Annotated in this window: 17 protein-coding genes; 6 read left to right on the plus strand and 11 right to left on the minus strand. The window is 66.7% G+C overall.

Annotated elements, in window-relative coordinates:
* Nucleotides 1–42: 42 nt before the first annotated feature.
* From L0963_RS05160 to L0963_RS05170, 3 genes are all read right to left on the minus strand, one after another.
* Nucleotides 43–2,400 (minus strand): TonB-dependent receptor, encoded by a 2,358-nt coding sequence (locus L0963_RS05160; RefSeq protein ID WP_234178650.1) that lies wholly within the window; start codon nucleotides 2,398–2,400, stop codon nucleotides 43–45.
* Between the two features lie 149 nt (nucleotides 2,401–2,549).
* Nucleotides 2,550–3,278 (minus strand): energy transducer TonB, encoded by a 729-nt coding sequence (locus L0963_RS05165; RefSeq protein ID WP_234178652.1) that lies wholly within the window; start codon nucleotides 3,276–3,278, stop codon nucleotides 2,550–2,552.
* A 45-nt stretch (nucleotides 3,279–3,323) separates the two neighbouring features.
* Nucleotides 3,324–4,190, minus strand: coding sequence for an alpha/beta fold hydrolase (locus L0963_RS05170; RefSeq protein WP_186402220.1), 867 nt, complete (start codon nucleotides 4,188–4,190; stop codon nucleotides 3,324–3,326).
* A gap of 118 nt (nucleotides 4,191–4,308) precedes the next feature.
* Here L0963_RS05170 and L0963_RS05175 point away from each other — a divergent pair, with 118 nt between their 5' ends.
* Complete coding sequence (locus L0963_RS05175; RefSeq protein ID WP_062902648.1) at nucleotides 4,309–5,100, plus strand: SDR family oxidoreductase; 792 nt, start codon at nucleotides 4,309–4,311, stop codon at nucleotides 5,098–5,100.
* Nucleotides 5,101–5,121: 21 nt separating this feature from the next.
* Here L0963_RS05175 and L0963_RS05180 read toward each other — a convergent pair whose 3' ends face one another.
* Both L0963_RS05180 and gyrA read right to left on the minus strand, forming a co-directional pair.
* A complete protein-coding gene (locus L0963_RS05180) occupies nucleotides 5,122–5,430 on the minus strand; it encodes a DUF952 domain-containing protein (protein WP_058811416.1) in 309 nt (102 codons plus the stop codon).
* Nucleotides 5,427–8,123, minus strand: a complete 2,697-nt coding sequence (gene gyrA, locus L0963_RS05185) for a DNA gyrase subunit A (RefSeq protein ID WP_234178654.1) — start codon at nucleotides 8,121–8,123, stop codon at nucleotides 5,427–5,429. The genes L0963_RS05180 and gyrA overlap by 4 nt, the downstream gene beginning before the upstream one ends.
* 301 nt (nucleotides 8,124–8,424) lie before the next feature.
* On the opposite strand from gyrA, the gene L0963_RS05190 reads away from it, so the two are divergent.
* Genes L0963_RS05190 through L0963_RS05200 form a run of 3 tightly spaced genes read left to right on the plus strand, consistent with a single transcriptional unit; the run spans nucleotide 8,425 to nucleotide 11,985 of the window.
* Nucleotides 8,425–9,639: a hypothetical protein gene (locus L0963_RS05190; protein WP_234178656.1), complete on the plus strand. Its 1,215-nt coding sequence runs from the start codon at nucleotides 8,425–8,427 to the stop codon at nucleotides 9,637–9,639.
* A gap of 58 nt (nucleotides 9,640–9,697) precedes the next feature.
* Nucleotides 9,698–10,612 (plus strand): hypothetical protein, encoded by a 915-nt coding sequence (locus tag L0963_RS05195; RefSeq protein ID WP_234178658.1) that lies wholly within the window; start codon nucleotides 9,698–9,700, stop codon nucleotides 10,610–10,612.
* Nucleotides 10,609–11,985, plus strand: a complete 1,377-nt coding sequence (locus L0963_RS05200; protein ID WP_234178660.1) for a sensor histidine kinase — start codon at nucleotides 10,609–10,611, stop codon at nucleotides 11,983–11,985. The genes L0963_RS05195 and L0963_RS05200 overlap by 4 nt, the downstream gene beginning before the upstream one ends.
* Here L0963_RS05200 and trpC read toward each other — a convergent pair.
* The 6 genes from trpC to L0963_RS05230 form a co-directional block, all read right to left on the minus strand.
* Nucleotides 11,982–12,767, minus strand: a complete 786-nt coding sequence (gene trpC, locus L0963_RS05205) for an indole-3-glycerol phosphate synthase TrpC (RefSeq protein WP_234178662.1) — start codon at nucleotides 12,765–12,767, stop codon at nucleotides 11,982–11,984. The genes L0963_RS05200 and trpC overlap by 4 nt on opposite strands.
* Nucleotides 12,764–13,762 (minus strand): anthranilate phosphoribosyltransferase, encoded by a 999-nt coding sequence (gene trpD, locus L0963_RS05210; protein WP_186402215.1) that lies wholly within the window; start codon nucleotides 13,760–13,762, stop codon nucleotides 12,764–12,766. The genes trpC and trpD overlap by 4 nt, the downstream gene beginning before the upstream one ends.
* Nucleotides 13,759–14,349: an anthranilate synthase component II gene (locus L0963_RS05215; protein ID WP_003043867.1), complete on the minus strand. Its 591-nt coding sequence runs from the start codon at nucleotides 14,347–14,349 to the stop codon at nucleotides 13,759–13,761. The genes trpD and L0963_RS05215 overlap by 4 nt, the downstream gene beginning before the upstream one ends.
* A 68-nt stretch (nucleotides 14,350–14,417) precedes the next feature.
* On the minus strand, nucleotides 14,418–15,479 hold the full coding sequence (locus L0963_RS05220) for an alpha/beta fold hydrolase (protein ID WP_234178663.1): 1,062 nt from the start codon (nucleotides 15,477–15,479) through the stop codon (nucleotides 14,418–14,420).
* Nucleotides 15,480–15,515: 36 nt separating this feature from the next.
* Nucleotides 15,516–17,033, minus strand: a complete 1,518-nt coding sequence (gene trpE / locus L0963_RS05225) for an anthranilate synthase component I (protein WP_234178665.1) — start codon at nucleotides 17,031–17,033, stop codon at nucleotides 15,516–15,518.
* 5 nt (nucleotides 17,034–17,038) lie between these two features.
* Nucleotides 17,039–18,985, minus strand: a complete 1,947-nt coding sequence (locus tag L0963_RS05230; RefSeq protein ID WP_186402211.1) for a peptidylprolyl isomerase — start codon at nucleotides 18,983–18,985, stop codon at nucleotides 17,039–17,041.
* 180 nt (nucleotides 18,986–19,165) lie between these two features.
* On the opposite strand from L0963_RS05230, the gene tpiA reads away from it, so the two are divergent.
* Both tpiA and secG read left to right on the plus strand, forming a co-directional pair.
* Nucleotides 19,166–19,918 carry a triose-phosphate isomerase gene (gene tpiA / locus L0963_RS05235; protein ID WP_186402532.1) on the plus strand — a complete coding sequence of 251 codons (753 nt, stop codon included), beginning with the start codon at nucleotides 19,166–19,168 and terminating at the stop codon, nucleotides 19,916–19,918.
* 100 nt (nucleotides 19,919–20,018) lie between these two features.
* The gene (secG, locus tag L0963_RS05240; RefSeq protein ID WP_040589980.1) at nucleotides 20,019–20,450 is read left to right on the plus strand and encodes a preprotein translocase subunit SecG; all 432 of its coding nucleotides are present in this window, start codon (nucleotides 20,019–20,021) and stop codon (nucleotides 20,448–20,450) included.
* Nucleotides 20,451–20,546: the final 96 nt, after the last annotated feature.

The following is a 20,546-nucleotide window of genomic DNA, read 5'->3' on the forward strand; positions in this document are numbered from 1 at the left end:
CGAAAAGCCCGGGCGCGGCAATCGCCGCGCCCGGGGTTGCAATCAGAATTTGTAGAAGAGGCTGAGGACCGCCGAGCGTTCCTCGCCGGGCGTCGCCCAGCCGCCGGTGACGACGCCGGTGGTGCTGTTCACATTGTTGCGCACGCCGGTGTAATAATCCTCGTTGGTCAGGTTCGACACATTGAGCTGCGCCACCAGACCGTTGCCGAATTCATAGGACACGAACGCGCGGTGGATCAGATAATCGTCGACGAAATATTGCGAGCGCTGCGCCATGTTGCGCTGGCTGGTCGCAAAGCTGCCCTGATAGGTCAGGCCATAGCCAATCTGCAGCCCGAACGGCAGCGTGTAGGTGGTGAACAGGCTGCCCGAATGTTTCGGGGTCTGGATCAGCCGGTCGCCCGCCTGCGGATCGGGCAGCGCGGCGCTGTTGGTGCAGGTGCCGCCGCCGGGGTTGGCGATGCAATAGTCCGACACGCTCTGCCGCACCGTTCCGTCGAGATAGGTGTAATTGGCGAAGATCGACCAGTTGGGCGTGATCGCGCCGGTCAGGCCGAGCGCGAAGCCGTCGACGCGCGACTTGCCGTCGAGCACCTGCAGCGAGCTGGGCAGTGAGGCGTCGTTCGACGGCACGCGGTAATTGCTGCGTTCGTTGCGGAACAGAGCGGCGGTGAGCAGCAGCTTCTTGTCCATGAGCTCGGCCTTCGCCCCGATCTCGTAAGTGCGGCCGCTTTCGGGCGCGACATCGCAATTGGTGCCGCAGCCGAGCCGGACCGTCGCCGACGACGGCGTCTTGCTGTTGCCATAGGCAGCATAGAGGCTGACATTTTCGACCGGGTGGAACACCGCGCCGACGCGATAGGAAAAGAGATTTTCGTCGCTTATCTGGTCGGCGCCGCGGGTGTAGACCGCGCCGGTTGCGGGCGTCGTTATGGTGTCCGCGCGGAATTTGGCGCGCGAATTTTCATAGCGCAGCCCGGCGTTCAGTTCAAACATCGGCGACAGCTCGAGCGTGTCGAAGGCGTAAATCGCCCAGCCGCGCGTATCGCCATAGCTGTTGCCGGTGCGGACATAATTGACCGGGCCCGACCAATAGGTGTCGGGGTTCGACAAGCTGATCGGTCCCTGCACGGGATTGGGCGTGGCGCCGCCCGCGTTGCGCAGCAATTGCGCAACCTCGATCGAATAATCCTCCTGGCTCAGCGAGCCGCCGATGACCAGCGTGTTGTGGATGCCGCCCTGGGTACCGCTGACGATGGTGAGGTCGGTCTGGTTGTAGAGCAGTTCGTTGAGCTGATCGCGGACCAGTCCGCGCGGTCCGGCGGGGTAATAATTGCCCGGCATATCCTGGCCGCTGGGGCAGGGGACGCCGACGGTCGCATCGGGCGCCGCACCGATCGGCTGCAGGCCGCTGGCCAGGCAGAAGACACCCTGCGGCGCGCTCGTCTGGCTATCTTGGTGGACGCGCTGCCAACGCGTGAGGTTACGGATCGACACGGCATCGCTGAACGCGTGGCGGAAGGTTGCGGTGAAGCGGTCGACCTTGGTCTTCTGTTCGTCCAGATTGACGATGCCGAAATAGGAGCTGTCATCGACCCCCGGCAGCGGGCCATCGTTCACGCCGCTCAGGAAATAGGGGACGCCATAGATCGGCGTGTTGTCGTCATCCTGGTGAATATAGGCGAGGATCAGGCTGGTGTCGCTGTCGACGCCGATGGTGATCGATGGCGCCACGCCCCAGCGCTGATAGGATTCGACGTCGCGGCCGGGCACGTCATTTTCATGATACATGGCGTTGAGGCGCACCGCGATCAGCTCGCTGAGTCGCCAGTTGCTGTCGACCGCCGCCCGATAATAATTGTCGGTGCCTACCGCGGCCTGCACCGTCGTCGCATCGCGCGCGAAGGGAATCTTGCTGACGAGATTGATCGTCCCGCCGACGCTGCCCGATCCGTTGAAGACCGAGTTGGCGCCGTTGTAGACTTCGATCTGCTGGAGGTTGAACGGGTCGGTCCGGCTGTATTGTGCGCTGTCGCGCACGCCGTCGACGGTGATGTCGTTGCTCGCCGAATAGCCGCGCAGGTTGATCGAATCGCCATAGCCGCCGCCGCCTTCGCCCGCGCCGAAGGTGATGCCCGGAATCGTCGAAAGCGCGTCGCGCAGCGTGAGCAGATTCTGCTGCCTGATCTGTTCCTCCGACACCACGGTCACCGTCTGCGGCGTGTCGACGATCGGCGCGGTCGATTTGGGCGTTTCCACCGCGACGCCATTGGTGCCGGTGACGATGATATTTTCCCGATAGCCGGGCGCATCCTGCGCATCGTCGGCGGTCGCGGCAAGCGCGGGCGCGCTGACGAGGCTGCCGACGCAGGAGAGAGCGAGGAAAGAAACAGGCTTCACGGTGTTACCCCCTTATGGTTGTTGTTGGGGGTCCGCTATTGAGAGTCGTTCGCAGAGTCAACAATAATGCGAATCGTTCGCGATAATGTCGCGACTTTTTCACAGGTGGTGGCAGTGATCGGGGTGTGGCTACGCCTGCGGGGCGGTGACTAGCGCCGTGGCTCGAGCCACCAGCTCTGCCGCCAGCCATAGGGGCTGGCGACGGGTTCGCCGCGCGCATTGGTCGCGGGCCGGAAGCGAAAGCGCGCCTCGATCAGCCGGCACGTGGTCGAATCGAGCGAGGCATCGCCGCTCGATCGGCTGACCCGGCATCCGCTGACGCGGCCGCTGGCCTCGATGGTGAAGCGTACTTCGACGACCCCGCCGATATGCGCGCGGCGCGCCTCACGGGGATAGTCATTGTCTTCGATCGTTCCGCTGCGCCACACGGCGCGCGTGCCGCCGCCGGTTCCGCTGCCTGCACCGCCGGACCCGGTGCCGTCGCCGCGTCCGCCCGCGCCCGATCCGGGGCCCGGGGTTGGGGTCGCGCCCGCCGATGGATCGCTGCCGCTGCCGGGCTGCGGTGCCGCCGCGACCGGAGGCGGATCGGGCGGGACGATCCGGGGCTTGGGCGCTGCGACCGCCGCGGCCTTGGCAAAGCGGTTCGCCGCCGACGCCTTGCCGCTCGCCGCGTCGCTTTTCGCCGGAGCGGGGGTCGCGGGTGTCGGCGGAGGTTTCGGTGCGGGGAGCGCGATGGCGCTGATCGCCTCGCCGGCCTTGCGGATTACCGCAATGTCGAGGCTGCTGACGAGCGCGGCGCCGACCAGCAGCGCGGCCATTGCCGCGCCGCCGCCTGCCAGGGCGCGCTGCCGCGCCGGAAGCTGTCCGCTATATGCCATCGCCCGATCCCGGCGCGCGCCCATCGCGCGGCTTCGGGGCCAATATTAAAGGAAATCGTCTAGCGTGGACATGAACCGCTCGAACTGGTCGTGGTGCAGCCAGTGGCCGGCGTTCTCGAACTCGATGACCTGCGCGGACTTGAAATGTGCGATCCGACCGTCCTTCGCCGGGTTCGACGCCCAGCTGTTGGCGCCATAGAGCAGTAGCGTCGGGCATGTGATTTCCGCCCACAGCGACGCGATTTCGTCGTGCGACAGATCGAAAACCGACCAGATGTTGAGATAATTGTCGAACTTCCAGCTCCACGTCCCATCCTCGTTGCGGCTGACGCCGTGGATGGTCAGGTGACGCGCCTGTTCGGGGGTCAGATAGGCATTTTCGCCCATCATCCGCGCCAGCGCATCGTCGAGCGTCGGATAACGGCGCGGCGAACGGCCCGCCGCCTGTCGTTTGTCGTCGATCCATTTGCGGAACCGGTCGGCGACCGGGGTTGCGAGGCGTTCGGCGATCAGCTTGGGCGAGGGGCCAAGCCCCTCGATCGCGACGAGCTTGGATACGGTGTCCGGATAGAGCCCGGTGTAGCGCAATGCGACATTGCCGCCCATCGAATGCGACACGATCGTCACCGGCGACAGATCGAGCTGGTGGATGAGCTGCGCCAGGTCATAGACGAAGGCGTCCATGTCGTAATTGCCGTCGGGCGACCAGGCGCTGTCGCCATGGCCGCGCAGGTCGGGCGCGATGACATGATAGCGATCGCGCAGCTTTTCGGCGACCCAGTCCCAGTTGCGGCAATGATCGCGCCCGCCATGCACGAGAAGCAAGGGCGGCGCGTCGGCATTGCCCCAATCGACATAGTGCAGCTTCAACCGCTGCGAGATGTAGGAGTGCGACGTGGGGCCACTTGCCATCTGATCATCCTTGCTGTCTGGTTGCGTTTCAAAAGGCGACCGAATCCGATCCGTCAACCCCGCATGGGGCGGCGGCGCGGGGCGAAGGCGCTGAAACAGCGAAGGGAAGAGTGAGGCCATGACCAGTTTTCGCGACAATCTGCTCGCCGGCAAGACCGCTTTCGTGGCGGGCGGCACGAGCGGCATCAACCTTGGCATTGCCAAGCGTTTTGCCGAATTGGGCGCGCGCGTTGCCGTCGCGGGGCGCGATCCCGACAAGGCGCGCCGCGCCGCCGACGAAATCGGCCATGACGCGATCGGGCTGTCGGGCGATGTGCGCGATTATGGCGCGATTCGCGGGGTGATGGAGACGGTCGCGGACAAGTTCGGCCCGATGGACATCGTCATATCGGGCGCCGCGGGCAATTTCCTCGCGCCGGTGCTCGGCATGTCGGCCAACGCCTTTCGCACCGTGGTCGATATCGATCTAAACGGCACCTTCAACGTGTTTCGCGGCTGCCACGATCTGCTCAACAAGCCGGGTGCCTCGCTGATCGCGATCACCGCAGGGCAGGCGGTCAATGCCTCGGCGCTGCAGGCGCATGCCTGTGCGGCGAAGGCGGGGATCAACCAGCTCGTGCGGGTGCTGGCGCTCGAATGGGGCCCCGATGTCCGCGTCAACGGCATCTCGCCGGGACCGATCGCCGACACCGAGGGCATGAAACGGCTCGCGCCCGACGATGCGACGCGCGAGGCGCATTATGCCCGCATCGCGATGAAGCGCTGGGGCAAGGTTTCGGAGGTCGCCGAATCGGCGGTTTTCCTCTGCTCGCCCGCCGCGAGCTATATCACCGGAACGATCCTCGACTGCGATGGCGGTAGCCAGGTGGGCGACGCATCGCGGCTCGACCTGGCGCGCGGCATGGCCTGAGGCTCGCCGCGAGCGCTGCCGTCAGTCGCGGCTCTCGACCCGGATGACCGCCGTCATCGGCAACGTGCCGTACAGGTGTGGGAAAAGCTGGCCGCCGCGCGACTCTTCCCAGCGCACCGCCTTGCCGAGCTGCGCGAGGTCGACCTCGGCGATCACCAGCCCCTGCTGCCCGGCAAAATGTTTGGCGAGCGTTTCGGCAAGCTGCTCGGCGGTCGACATGTGGATATAGCCGTCGGCATGGTCCACGGGGGCGCCGTGGAACAGGCCTTCGCGCTCGAAATCCATCCACTGGTCGGCGGTCAGCACCTTGAAGGCGGTGCCGGCGGTCATTCGCCGGCGCCCTCCGGTCCCGCGTCGGTGGTCCCGCCGGCGACCGCTTCCGTTGCCTCCGCCGGGGCGTCGGCCGCATCGAGTGCTTCGTCCTCGCTATCCTCGATCAGCGCCGCCGATACGACATGTTCGTCCTTGGCAACGTCGAACAGCCGCACGCCCGCCGATCCGCGGCCGATGACGCGCAGGCTGTCGAGCCCCATGCGAATGAGCTTCGCCTGATCGGTCACGAGCATCAGCTGATGCGCCTGCGTTGCCGGGAAGCTCGCCACGACGGGGCCGTTGCGGCCGATATTGTCGATATTGGTGATCCCCTGGCCGCCGCGACCGGTGCGGCGATATTCATAGGCGGAGGACAGCTTGCCATAGCCGTTGGCGCAGATCGTCAGGATGAACTGTTCGCGTGCGGCGAGCTCGTCCATCCGGTCGGCCGGCAGCGTCGGCGCGTTTTCATTGTCTTTCCACGGGGCGGCGCGCAGATAGGCTTCGCGCTCCTCGCTGCTGGTGCCGACGCGGTGGAGGATCGAGAGCGAGATCACCTCGTCGCCGTCCGCCAGACGCATACCGCGCACGCCGGTCGAATTACGGCTCTGGAATTCGCGCACATCGTCACCGGCGAAGCGGATCGCCTTGCCTTGCCGCGTCGCGAGCAGCACATCGTCGCTTTCGTCGAGCAGCGCGACGCCGATCAAGCGGTCGTCTTCGTCCTCGCCTTCGAACTTCATCGCGATTTTGCCGTTCGACGGAACGTTGGTGAAAGCGTCCATGCTGTTGCGACGCACGCTCCCCTTCGCGGTCGCGAACATGACGTGGAGCTTGCCCCATTCGCCCTCGTCCTCGGGCAATGGGAGGACCGTCGAGATCGTCTCGCCCTGCGCGAGCGGGAGCAGGTTGATCATAGGTCGGCCGCGCGTGGCCGGCCCGCCTTCGGGCAGGCGCCATACCTTCATGCGATAGACCTTGCCCGCGGTGGAGAAGAACAGCACCGGCGTGTGCGTCGAGGTGACGAACAATTCGGTGACGACATCCTCGTCCTTCGTTGCCATGCCGGCGCGGCCCTTGCCGCCGCGACGCTGGGCGCGGAAGGTGTCGAGCGGGGTGCGCTTGATATAGCCGTCGAGGGTGACGGTAACGACCATCTCCTCGCGCTCGATCAGATCCTCGTCGTCGATGCCATCGGCGGCGGGGGCGACGAGCGTCTTGCGCGGGGTGGCGAATTCGTCGCGCACCGCGACCAGCTCTTCCCGCATCACGCCATAGAGTTTGACGCGGTCGGCGAGGATCGAAAGCAGTTCCTCAATCTCGGTCGCCAACTCGCCGAGTTCCTTGCCGATTTCGTCGCGACCCAGCGCGGTCAGACGATGCAGGCGGAGGTCAAGGATCGCCTTCACCTGTATTTCGGAAAGACGATAGGTCGCGGTGTCCTCCATCTCGCCCTCGATCGCTTCGACGAGGCGGATATAGGGCGCGATTTCGCCGATCGGCCATTCGCGCGCGAGCAGCGCTTCGCGGGCCGCTGCGGGCGAGTTCGAGCCGCGGATGATGCGCACAACCTCGTCGAGATTGCTGACCGCGACCACAAGGCCGAGCAAGATGTGCGCCCGGTCGCGCGCCTTGGCGAGTTCGAATTTGCAGCGGCGGGTGATGACCTCTTCGCGGAAGGCGATGAAGGCCGAAAGAATATCCTTCAGCCCCATCATTTCAGGGCGGCCGCCACGGATCGCGAGCATGTTCGCGGGGAAGCTCGACTGCGCCGGGGTGTGGCGCCAGAGTTGGTTCAGGACGACCTCGGCGGTGGCGTCGCGCTTCAGCTCGATAACGACGCGCACGCCCTCGCGGTTCGATTCGTCGCGGATGTCGGCGACGCCCTCGATGCGCTTGTCGCGCGCCGCCTCGGCGATCTTCTCGACGAGTCCGGACTTGCCGACCTGAAAAGGAATGGACGTCAGAACTATCGATTGGCGGTCGTTCCTGCCTTCCTCGATGATATGCGTCGCACGCATCATGATCGAGCCGCGGCCGGTGGCATAGGCGTTGCGCGCGCCGCCCTGGCCGAGCATCATCGCGCCGGTCGGGAAATCGGGGCCGGGGACGATCGCCATCAGATCTTCGAGGGTGATGTCCGGACCGCCCTCGAGCTGGCGGTCGATCATCGCGAGCGTCGCATCGACGACTTCGCCAAGATTGTGCGGCGGGATGTTGGTCGCCATGCCGACCGCGATGCCGCCCGCGCCGTTGACGAGAAGGTTCGGGAAACGCGCCGGGAGCACCGTCGGCTCTTCGCGGCTCGCGTCATAGTTGGGCTGGAAGTCGACGGTATCCTTGTCGAGGTCGTTCAGCAGCACCATCGCGGTCTTGGCAAGGCGCGCTTCGGTGTAGCGCATCGACGCCGGCGGATCGGGGTCCATCGAGCCGAAATTGCCCTGGCCGTCGATCAGCGGCACGCGGAGCGACCAGTCCTGCGTCATGCGGGCGAGAGCGTCGTAGATCGCACTGTCGCCGTGCGGGTGGTAGTTACCCATGACGTCGCCGACGATCTTCGCCGATTTCTTGTAGGGGCGGCCGGGAATGAAGCCGCCTTCCTGCGCCGCGTAGAGGATGCGGCGATGCACCGGCTTCAACCCGTCGCGCACGTCGGGCAGCGCGCGGCTGACGATTACGCTCATCGCGTAATCGAGGTAAGACGTCTTCATTTCGTCTACGATGTTGATCGGCGAAATGCCGTCGTCGGACGGCGGCAAATGCGTATTTTCTTCGGTCAAAGCCCGGCCTTCTGTTGCGCTATCGGGAGATGCTTCGGGCCTAGCCCATGACCGGCGTCTTTGCCAGCGATTCGGTGCCTTTCAGCGTGATTTTTTCGTGGCTCGGCAACGCTTTTGCGCGGGGCGGGAAGGATGACGTCATGGCGGTGCTTGCGCAGATGATCGCTTGCCAATCGATCCTTCGCGCCTAAAGGTCGGCGGCGATGAGCTGTGCTGCAAATGGGGGGCGCCGATGGCCTTGATCGCGCTGGTCGGCGCCAGCGAAATGCTGCCCGACGGCGGCCTGCGCGCGCTCGTCGCGATTGCGGGCGAGACACTGATCGAGCGGCAGGCGGCGCGGCTTGCCGACGTCGGGGTCACGCATATCGCCGTGGCCGTCGCGGCGGTGCCGGCCGACCTGCTGGCAACGTGCGACCGGATCCGCCGCCGCGGGATGAAGGTGACGCCGGTGCGCGAGGCGAGCGACCTGATGGCGCTGGTCGAGGGCGACGATCGCATCATCCTCGTCGCCGACGGTTTGCGCGCGGGCAGCGCCCATTATGCCGCGATCGCCAAGCCCGGTTCGCCGGCGATCCTCGTCACCGCCGATACGCTGCTGACGCAGGGGTTCGAACGCATCGACGCGACCCGGCGCTGGGGCGGGCTTGCCTGTATTTCGGATGCGATGGTGCGCGATCTCGCCGAGATGCCCGGCGAGTGGGACGTAATGCTGACGCTGCTGCGCATGGCGGTGCAGACCGGCGCGCGCCGCCTCTATTGCGAACCCGCGCTGTTCGAACAGGGCGACATCGCGATCGTCACCGACCGGCCGACGGCAGCGCTGATCGAGCAATCGAGCCTGCAACAGGTCGATTATGGCGGCATGGGGCTCGGCCGCTCGGCGGTCATGATGCCGTTGATCCGGCTTGCGGGGCCGCTGCTCGTGCGATCGCCGAAAACTGCGCGCTATCTGCCCTATGCGACCGCTCTGCTCTGGATCGGCGTTGCGCTGCTCGCCGCGAGCGGGCTGGCGGCGGCGGGGGCGCTCGTCGCGGTGTTCGGCGGCCTCTGCCTCGCCGCGATGCGCTTTCTTGCCTCCTTTCGCGCCCAGAGCGCGGCGCACGACCGGGTACGCGCGACCATCCGCAGTTTTGCGTGGCTGTTGCTGGCGGCCTTTCCCTGGCTGCTCTCGCTCGGCGGGGCGGGGCACGCGATGCCGCGCTTTTCGGAAGCGGCGCTTGCGCCATGCCTTGCCGCGACGATCCTGCTCGCGCGCCTGCTCTATGAGGATGCGGGCGAAAAGCGGCGCTTTCACTGGCTGCTTCCCGACGCCGATCAGGCATGGATCATGCTCGCCCCCGCGCTGGTTTTCGGCGCGGCGCCGCTGATGTTCGCGATCCTTCCGCTGTTGGCGCTGTTCCAGATTTTGCTCTGGATGCGCCTCGCGCGGCGACCGGAGGCCAAGTAGAACAAAGGCCTTCAAGGTTTAATGCCTATTAACGACATGCTGCTATCCGCGAGCGTGCATGGCTGAATCCTTCCCCTCGACCGGTCTCGATCTGCCGTCGCCGACGCTGTCGGCGCGGCTGCGCGAACTGGCAGCCTATCTGGCGGCGCCGACCGCGGGGCATCTGACCGAGGAACAGCGCGCGCTGTCGCTGGGAATTGCCCGGCGGCTCGTCACGACGCTGGCGGCTGAACTCGATGTCGGGATCGATGGCGCGGCGCTGTGGGACGACTGGCTTGCGGGCGGAATTCCCTCGGCCGAGCGACTGGCCCCGGCCTGTTTCGCGCGCGCCGAAGAACATCGCTGGCGGCAGCAATCGGCGCAGCGCGCGCCGACGGTGTCGCCGGGCGCAGCCGAAACCGCTGAGGCTGCGCCGGCTGCGGACGAAAGCGAGCTCAGCGATACCGATCGGGCCTTTCTTGCGCTGCGGATTGCGGACGGGCGCCGCTTTGACGCGCTCGGAAACCCGGCGATCGCGGTCGCCGATCTCGATCCCGACGTGCTCCGCGCGCTGCTGCTCGATATTGCGGCGTGGTGGCTGGCGCGGGACGAAGGCGACGGCGATCGCGCGGCGGCGCTCGGCGACGCGGTAAGGACGACCGGCGAGGCACAGCAGAGTGCCACCGGAATCGACGCCGAAGCAAAGGCTTATCACGCCCTACTGGTCGCGAATGGAGATTTGTCCGCAGTGGCGGCGGGAACCATCGCGCGAAACGACTGGCCGACGCTTGTTGCGCTGGCCGCGGCGGCGGGCAAACGGCGCTATGCCGATATGGCGCTAGCGCTGATCACTGCCGAAGCGGCCGCACTGCCGGTCCTTCTTGCACCGTTGCGGCTCGATTCGGCTGCGCTGGCGCCGCTCGAGGCGTCGCTCGCGATGCTGCCGGCGCGGGCGCTGGCCGGCGATGATGCCGGTTCAGGGACCGCGGTATGAGCGGCGAACGCATCATTCGCGGCCGCGTCGACGCCAGCGGGGCGCTCGTCAGCGCCGATCCCTCGCTGCTGCGGCTGCAACAGCGCGCCGGGGCGGGGCTTGGCCGTCCGCTGGCGCTGCCGCAGCTCGCGCGGCTCGTCGCGCTGGCGCAGCGGCTCCAGCGCGACATCAGCCGGCCGCTCTATGCCGCCGACGATCATAGCGACATTCATGCGCTGGTGCGCATTGCCCCCGATGCCGATGGCGCGGCGATCGAGATCAGCGACTGGCGCACACGCCCGGTCGTGATGCCGCAGACGCCGCCGGTCGCCGACGTGGGAATTGTTCCGCACGGATGGGCGTGGGAATGCGACCAGCATCTGCGCGTCGTGGCGCTGCGCGCCGGGGCGGAGGCTCCGTCGATCCCCGCCGGTTGGGAGGGGCGGTCGCTGTCCGAATTGTTCGAGCTTCAACCCGATGCCGACGGGCGCTTTGCGGTGCTGCGCGCGCTCGCGCGGCAGGCAAGCTTCGAAGGCCAGCGCGTTCGCGTCGAGATCGGCGGCGCGCCGCTGACGATGACCGTGGCGGGCGAGGCGCTCTTCGACGCGGCGGGGGGCTTTACCGGTTTTCGCGGCATGGCGACACGCGATACCGAAACGGTGGGCGCTGCGCCGACGTCCGGCACCATCGATCCCGCCTTCGGCTCGCTGCCGCTGTCGGATCCGCAATTCGGGCGGCGAATCGACGGCGCGCTGCGCGGTCCGCTCAGCCGCATCATCGCGACTGCGGAGACGATCCATGGTCAGTTCGACGGCCCGATCCGCGCCGACTATGCCCGTTATGCCGGCGATATCGCCCATGCGGGCCGGCATTTGCTCGGCCTCGTCGACGATCTTGCCGACTTGCAGAATATCGAACGCCCGGGGTTCAAGGCGGCGCGCGATGAAATCGACCTGGGCGATCTGGCGCGCCGCGCAGTCGGCCTGCTCGGCATGAAAGCGGAGGAAAAGGGTATCCGCATCGACGCGCCGCGTACCGACGACCGGATGCCCGCCTATGGCGAGTTCCGCCGCGTGCTTCAGGTGCTGCTCAATCTGCTCGGCAATGCGATCCGCTATTCGCCCGAACAGTCGCAAATCTGGATTCGCGTCGACCGCGAAGGCGACCGCGCCATGGTGACGGTCGCCGATCAGGGGCAGGGGATTGCCACCGACCAGCAGGCGGTGGTGTTCGAAAAATTCGAACGGCTTGGTCGCACCGACAGCGGCGGATCGGGGCTTGGCCTCTATATTGCGCGCCGCCTGGCGCGCGCGATGGACGGCGACCTCACCGTCGACAGCGCCCCCGGCCAGGGCGCCCGCTTCACCTTGAGCCTGCCCGCGCGCGAAGCTTAGCCGAGCAGCAGCGCCCTCGTCGCCGCTTCGACATCGGCGTGGCGCATCAGGCTTTCCCCGACCAGAAAGGCGCGAACGCCGCTCTGCGCAAGCCGTGCGCAATCGGCGTGGCTCGCGATGCCGCTTTCGCCGACGAGCAGGGTTCCGGCGGGAACAAGTTTCGCCAGCCGTTCGGTGACGCCAAGATCGGTTTCGAAGCTGCGCAAGTCGCGATTGTTGACGCCGATGAGCCGCGACCTGAGCTGCGTCAACGCGCGGCCGAGTTCGGCCTCGTCATGCACTTCAACGAGCACGTCCATGCCGCGTTCGACCGCCGCCGCCTCGATCTCGCGCATCGCGCCGTCATCCAGCGCCGCGACGATGATCAGGATTGCATCGGCGCCGATCGCGCGCGCTTCGGCGACCTGCCACGGATCGATCATGAAATCCTTGCGCAGCGCGGGTAGCGGGCAGGCGGCGCGCGCGGCGATCAGATAATCCTCATGCCCCTGAAAATAGGGGGCGTCGGTCAGCACCGACAGGCAGCCCGCGCCGCCGGCGGCATAGGCGCGGGCATGGTCGGCGGGAGAAAAATCTTCGCGGATCAGCCCTTTGGACGGCGATGCTTTCTTGACTTCGGCAATCAGGCCATAGCCGCCCGCGTCGATCTTGCGGCGCAGCGCGGCGGCAAAGCCGCGCACGGGCCCGGCATTGACGGCATCGAGATCGGCGAGCGTGTGCTGCGCACGGCGCGCGGCGACTTCGCCGGCCTTGGTTTCGAGGATCTGGGTGAGCTTGTTCATTTATACGCGATCCAGCAGTTGAGCAGCGCGTTGGCGAGCCCCTTTTCGATGGCTTCGGCGGCCTCCTCGACCCCGTCCGCCAGCGTGTTGACCGCGCCCGCGACCATGAGCGCTTCGGCGGCATTGTAGAGAACGGCATCGCGATAGGCGCCGGGTTCCCCCTGGAGCAGCGCGCGCAGCGCCTTGGCATTATAGCTTGCGTCACCGCCACGGATCGCCGCAATCGGATGCGTCGGCAGTCCGGCGTCGGCGGCGCTGCTGCGCTGCATCTGCACCCCGGCGCGTGTGACCACCGCCACCTCGTTGCCGCCCGCGAGCGACAGTTCGTCGAGCCCCTCGTCGCCCGAGACGACCCGCGAATGATCGGTGCCAAGCTGGTGCAGCGCGCCGGCATAGACAGGGACATAGGCGGGACGCGCGATGCCGACGAGCTGGCGCGTGACGCGCGCCGGATTGGCGAGCGGCCCCATCAGGTTGAAGATGGTGCGGCGGCCGATCGCTTTGCGGATCGGCTGGATGCGCGCCATCGCGGGATGGTGGTTCGCCGCGAACAGAAAGCAGATGCCAAGGTCGGCGAGCTGGGCCTCGGCCATCCGGCCCGCGCGCGCCATGTCGAGGCCGAGCGCCTCGAGCGTGTCGGCGGCACCTGCCTTTGACGAAGCCGCGCGATTTCCGTGCTTTGCAACGGGTACTTCGCATGCTGCAACGACCAGCGATACGGCGGTGGAGACGTTGAGCGTGTGGTGGCCGTCGCCGCCGGTGCCGCAGACGTCGATGGCGCCCTCGGGCGCGGCGATCGGGATCAGCCGGTCGCGCATCGCCTGCGCGGCGGCCACGATTTCGACCGTCGTCTCGCCGCGGTCGGACAGCGCAACCAGAAAGGCCGCGACCTCCTCGTCGCTGCCGCCGCCATCGAGCATCGTCGCAAACGCGCGCGCCGCCTCATCGGGCGCGAGCTGTCCCGTCGGGTCGGGAAAGGGACCGAAGCGGCTCATGCCGCCTGGCGGGCGCGAACCGGCAGCCCGGCGATCGTGAGAAAGTTGGCGAGCATCGCATGACCATGCTCGGTCGCGATGCTTTCGGGGTGGAATTGCACGCTGTGGATCGGCAGGTCGACGTGCCGGAACCCCATCACCGCCCCATCGTCGCTCGTCGCATTGATCGCGAGGCAGTCGGGAATGTCGACGACCTCGAGGCTGTGATAACGGGTCGCGGTGAAGGGCGAGGGCAGGCCGGCGAACAGTCCCGTGCCATCGTGGCAGACCGGCGAGGTCTTGCCGTGCATCAGATGCCCGCGCTGGACGGTTGCGCCGAAATGCTGGCCGATCGCCTGATGCCCCAGGCAGACGCCGAGCAGCGGTCGCCGCGCGGCGGCGCAGGCGGCAACGAGGTCGAGACTGATCCCGGCTTCGTTCGGCGTGCACGGCCCCGGCGAGATCAGCATCGCTTCGGCCCCGGTCGCCAGCGCCTCGGCGGCGGTCAGATCGTCGTTGCGCACCACGCGCACCTCGGCGCCGAGCTCGATCAGATAATGAACGAGGTTGAAGGTGAAGCTGTCGTAATTGTCGATGACCAGGATCATGGCGCGGCCCTAATGCTTTTGCGTAGCGGGGGGAAGGGATAGAAGCTTCGGCGGCCAAAAAGCCGGCTTTATTCGGCCATCAGCTTCGCGAGATCATCCTTCCAGAATTTCGCCCAGCTATGCGTGCCGTGCCCCTTGGTTTCGGGTGACGCGGGGATCAGGACATAGCGGGCCCTGGGCATCCGCGCGGCCGCCTGTTCGGCGATGCCATAGCCCGGGGGATTGATGAAATCGTCGGCCGAATTGACCCACAAAAGGGGCACGTCGATCTTTTCGATCCCCGCCCAGGGATTATAGGTTCGCGAGGCATCGAACTGATAGATAACGTCATTGGCATCGTTGCGGCCATAGCTGCGCGCAAAGGCGGCATCCTTATAGGCTTCGGCGGCGGCGCGGGTCGGATATTGCGCCTGCAGCGCATAGGGGTTCGATCCCGCAATCAGGCCGATCGAGGCGGCGGTCCGCAGACCCGCGGCAGGCTGCTGCGTGTAATTGCCTCCGTTCCACGCCGGGTCGGCCTTGATCGCATCGATGATCAGCGTCCGCCACATCCGGTTTTCGCCCGCTATTTCGACGGGCAGGCAAGCGAAGGGCGCGAGCCGTTTTGCAAAGCCCGGCCAGCTTTCGCCCCAGACAAAGGCGTGCATGCACCCCATCGAGGTGCCGAGGATGAGCTGGAGCTCGCCGATTCCCAGCTTTTCGGTGAGCAGCCGGTGCTGCGCCGCCACCATGTCATCATAGTCATATCTGGGAAAAGCCATGCGCATCCCGTCGCTCGGCTTCGACGATCCGCCATGACCGATATTGTCGGGCAGGATGATGTAATATTTTGCGGTGTCGAGCGGTTGGCCGGGACCGAATAATTCGCCCGCAAATTGGGGCTGGAGAAATTGTTTTCCCGTGCCGCCGGTGCCGTGGAGGATCATCACCGCATTGACGATTGCGCCGGTCGCGTCGCGCTGCGGCTTGCCGAGCGTCGTATAATGCATCTTGAGTTCGGGTAGTTTTTCGCCCGAACGGAAGGTGAAATCCTTCAGTATTGCATCGCCGTCGGTCGCGCCCTCGACCATCTGGGCCTGAGCGGGAAAAGCGGCGAGCAGCAGGGCGAGCGGGAGGAGGCGTTTCAGCATGAGCGCGACGCTAACGCACCGCACCCGCCGGTCAAGCTATTGTCCGTAACCCGGCGTGCCGGCCAGCTTCACCGCCTCGCGCGCGGCGGCGAACAGCGCGCCCGCCTTGGCCTCGCATTCGCGCTGTTCATAGGCGGGATCGCTGTCGGCGACGATGCCCGCGCCAGCCTGCGCGTACATCGTCCCGTCCTGCACGATCGCGGTACGCAGCACGATGCAGCTGTCCATATTGCCGTCGGGCGCGAAATAGCCGACGCCGCCGGCATAGGGCCCGCGCGCTTCGGCCTCGAGTTCGGCGATGATCTGGCACGCGCGCACCTTGGGCGCGCCGCTGACGGTTCCCGCCGGAAAGCCCGCGAACAGCGCGTCGATCGCATCCTTGCCGGGCGCGATGCGGCCGATGACGTTCGACACGATGTGCATCACATGGCTGTAGAATTCGACGGTATAGCTGTCGGTAACCGTCACGCTGCCGCCGACCGCGGCGCGGCCGACATCGTTGCGGCCAAGATCAAGCAGCATCAGATGCTCGGCGCGCTCCTTGGGGTCGGCGAGCAGGCTTTCGCGATTTTCGGCATCCTCGGCGCTGGTCCGGCCGCGCGGTCGCGTGCCCGCGATCGGGCGAATGGTGATCTCACCATCGCGCACGCGCACCAATATCTCGGGCGACGAACCAATCAGCGCAAAGCCCGGCAGGTCGAGGAAATAGAGGAAGGGTGAGGGGTTGATGCGCCGCAACGCCCGGTAGAGATCGAAAGGCGGCAGGTCGAAGGGTGTCGAGAAACGCTGCGACAACACCACCTGAAAAATGTCGCCCGCAGCGATAAATTCCTTCGCCGCCGCGACCATTTCGGCGAAGCGCTCGGGCGTCGTTGCCGGCTGCGCCGCGACCATGTCGGGGGTCAGTGCCGTTTCTGCCTTCGCGCTGTGCGCGCTCGCGCTCGACAGGCGGGCCGCAATGGTGTCGAGCCGGTCCTGTGCGCCCTCGATCATCCGGTCGATCGGCGCGTCGGGATCGGGCCAGATCGGCGCAATCAGGAACAGCTCGTCGGCCAAGCGGTCGAAGACGAGGATCGTCGTCGGGCGCACGAACACCATATCGGGCAGGTCCAGCCCAGCCCCCGCGGCGCGCGGGATGCGCTCGACAAGCCCGATCGTCTCATAGGCGAAGAAGCCGACGAGCGTCGCAAGCGCCTTCGGCAGCGCTTCGGGAACGTCAAAGCGACATTCGGCGACCAGATCGCGTAGTGCTTGCAGCGCCCCCGCCTCGACCGGGCGAAAGGCCTCGCGGTCATGGCGCCAGTCGCGGTTGATCCGCGCCGTGTCGCCAGTGACTTCGAAAAGCAGGTCGGGGTCGAGGCCGATCAGGCTGTAGCGTCCCCGCGTCTCGCCGCTTTCAACCGATTCAAGCACCCAGTCGCCGCGGCCGGGTTCGATAAGCTTGAGCGCTGCCGAAACCGGGGTTTCGACGTCGGCGATCATCCGCTGCCACACGACGGCGCCGCGCCCTGCGGCCAGCGCTTCGAGCGCGGCGGCCCTGCCTTCCAGCGCCACCGGGGTTATTCGCCGACCGGCGACGCGCCGGTCAGCTCCCTGGTGAGCTGGGTGACGAGATCCTTGTTGATCTTCACGCCGATGCGGCGCTTCGCCTCGGCAGCGAGCTGTTCGACCAGTTCGTTGCCGAAGGCCTGCGACAGCGGCTGCGCCATCGCGGCGATGCGCGCAGGCTCTATCTGCTTGGGATCGGGGCGGTTCACCTCGGTCAGCGACAGGACCATCCAGCCGCGGTTGCCGGGGATTTCGAGCGTCTTGACGCTGCCCTTCGCCATCGAGAAGAGCAGGGCGAGTTCGGGCGGCACCGGCTTGCCATCGCGGCCCATGTCGCCGCGCAGCCCGCCGATGGTCTGGACATTGCCCAGATTGGGGCCGGCTGCGCGCGTCGCATCGGCCAGGCTCTTGCCGCCTTCGACCGCCTTCACGATCGCACGGGCCTTGTCGCGCGCGACCTTCTGGCCTTCGGACAGGCGCCATTCGGCGAGCAAGGCGCTGCGGATCTGGTCGAAGGGCGGCGGCGCCGCGGCGACGACCGACTTAACCGAATAGACCGCGAATTTCTCATTCTCGACCAGCGTTGCAAGTTGCGATTCGCCTTCGCCGGCGACCTGGAAGGCCTGACCAACCATCGGCGCGAGTTCAGGGGGCAGCGCGAAGCCGGGTTCGTTCGGCGCGCGGCCGCTCGGCAGGATGGCGGGCGTTTGAACCAGCTTGAGCTTGCGGTCGGCTGCGATCTCCTCGATCGACGCGCCGCTGTTCACGGCGTCCTGGACCTGGTTGTAATAATCAACGATCGCTTCATTCGCCTTGTTCTTGGCCAGTTCCTCGCGAATTTCGGGGGTCGCATCGGCCAGCGTGCGCGCGGGCTTGGCAATGACATCCTCGACGCGCAGCACGGTCCAGCCAAGCCCGGACTGCAGCGGCCCGACGATTTCGCCGCGCTTGGCCGCAAAGGCCGCCTTGGCGATTGCGTCCGACGTCGCGCTGGTGAAGGCGGCCAGCGTCTGTTCGCCGCTGGTCGAAGCCGCGAGGCCCGAACCCTGCGCCGCTGCCGACAATGTGGCGCCGCCCCGCGCCTTCGCCGCGATGCTGTTGGCGGTCGCCTGATCGGGCGCGATGACCTGCGCAAAGCGCCGCGTCTCGCTCGCTGCATATTGGGCGGCATTGGCCTTGTAAGCGGCGGCGATCTCGGCGTCGGTGACTGCCGGAACCGGGACCGCGCTACGGTCGAACAGCGCATATTGCAGTACGCGGCGTTCGGGCACGGTGAATTTGGATTTGTTTTTCGACAGGAAGGTCTTGAGCGCGGCATCGCCGGGGTCGGCGGTCGGCGCGAAGGGCGCAGAGGGGATGTAGACGGCCTGACCGGCGCGCTTTTCGAGCAGCAGCGCGGCATAGGGCTGCGCAACGCCCGGCGCGATCGTTGGCAGTTTGCCGATCGGCGCGCCCAGCTGTTCGAGCAGCAACTGCTGCTTGATCTCGGTCCGCACCTGCGCCTCGTTCAGATTATTCTCGCGCAGAAAGGCTTCGTAGCGGGTCTGGTCGAACTTGCCCGATACGCCGGCGAACGCGGGGATATCGGCGATGCGCCCGTCGATCTGCCGCTTGCTGACGCCGAAGCCCAGCTTGTCGGCGAATTGTTCGAACGCCAGCCCGTCGATCATCTGGTCGAGCACCTGATCGACCGCGCCCGATTCGACGAACGCAGCCATGGTTAGCGTGGGCTGTTGCTGGCGCGCCTGATTATAGGCGTTGCGAACGCGCTCGCGCAGATCGCCGATGCCGATATTCTCCTTGCCCACCCGCGCGACATTGGCGCCGCCGAGCCCGCCGAAGCTCGAATTGCCGGTCACATCGGCAAGCGCAAAGCCGACGCCGATGAGGATGACGAAGCCCAATGCGAGGGCCTTGCCCAGCCGGGATCCGAAAAGGCGACGGATTGCGGTAATCATGGAGGAGCATTTCTTTCGGCGTGGCGCATTGCGCGCGGTTTCGGCGTTGCTTTAGGCGGGGAGGCGGCGGGCATCAAGGCGGGAAAGCCCCTTTTCTCGCTGTGGTGAGGCGCGGCTTGCCTTTCGATCCCCACCGCCGCTAGGGCTCGGCGCAACGGCTCGATCGCAGGAGAGGAAATGATGGCACGGCGCAAATATGTGGTCGGCAACTGGAAGATGAATGGACTTGCCGCCTCGATCGACGAGGCGCGGGCGATATTCGATGGCGCGCGCGCGCACGGTGCGGTCGATGTCGCCCTGTGCCCGCCTTTCACGCTGGTGGCCGCGATGGCGGCGGCGGCGCCGGGCGGGGCGGTCGGCGGGCAGGATTGCCACAGCGCGGCATCGGGTGCCTACACGGGATCGGTGTCGGCGCCGATGCTGGCCGATGCCGGGGCCGTACTCGTCATCGTCGGCCATAGCGAGCGCCGCGAAGGTTTTGGTGAGAGCGACGTCGATGTGCGGGCCAAGGCCGAGGCGGCAATGGCAGCCGGACTTGCGGTGATCCTTTGTGTTGGCGAACCGCGCGGCGTGCGCGAATCGGGCGGCGCGATCGACTATGTATTGGCGCAGGTCGCGGGGTCGCTGCCCGCCGAATTCGATCCGGCGCGGCTCGCCATCGCCTATGAACCCATCTGGGCGATCGGTACCGGACTGGTGCCGACGGTCGGCGATGTCGCGGCGATGCACGGCGCGATCCGCGCGCAGCTCGATGCGCAGGTCGGCGCCGATGCGGCGGCGGCGATGCGGCTGCTCTACGGCGGTTCGGTCAACGGCGACAATGCCGCCGAACTGCTTGGGGCGGGCGACGTCGATGGCGCGCTTGTCGGCGGGGCGAGCCTGACCGCGGAGAAATTCCTGCCGATCGTCGCGGCGGCGGCGACGCTCGGCTGACGCGCGGCGCACGCTGTGGGTTGAAGCGGAGGCGCTTCGTCTCTATGTGCGCCGCAAGCACGGCCCATCCGGCGCCAACCAACGCTTTCGGGAAAATTCGATGTCCAGCCTCTTTACCTTCCTGCTCGTCGTTCAGGCGCTCGTCGCCGCCGCGATGATCGGCGTCATCCTGATGCAGAAGTCGGAAGGTGGCGGCCTGGGTGTCGGCGGTAGCCCGGCAGGCCTGCTCTCGGCCCGCGGCGCCGCAGACTTCATGACCCGCGCGACGACCGTGCTGGCGACGCTGTTCGTCGGCCTTTCGATCGTTCTGGCCGCCATGGCGTCGGTCGGCAGCGCCGGCACTACAGCGCTCGACACCTCTTTGTCGAAGACCGCGCAGCAGCCGAGCGGGGGCGCAGCGCCGCTGACCGGCCCGGCGCAGCAGCCCGCTCAAGGTGCTCCGGCCGCGCCGGTAAGCGACGATCCGCTTGCCGCCGCCGCTGCCGCTGCAAATCAGAACGCTCCGGCCGAGCAGGCTCCCGCCAAGAAATAACCGGAAGCTCGGCTTCCAGCTTCGTCCCCGCATGCTGCGGAATTTTTTCCGCGGGATGCGATTCGACGGCTTGCGCCGTCACCCACCCTTTGAGTA

Source organism: Sphingopyxis sp. NFH-91, assembly GCF_021401285.1.
GTDB classification, from domain to species: domain Bacteria; phylum Pseudomonadota; class Alphaproteobacteria; order Sphingomonadales; family Sphingomonadaceae; genus Sphingopyxis; species Sphingopyxis terrae_A.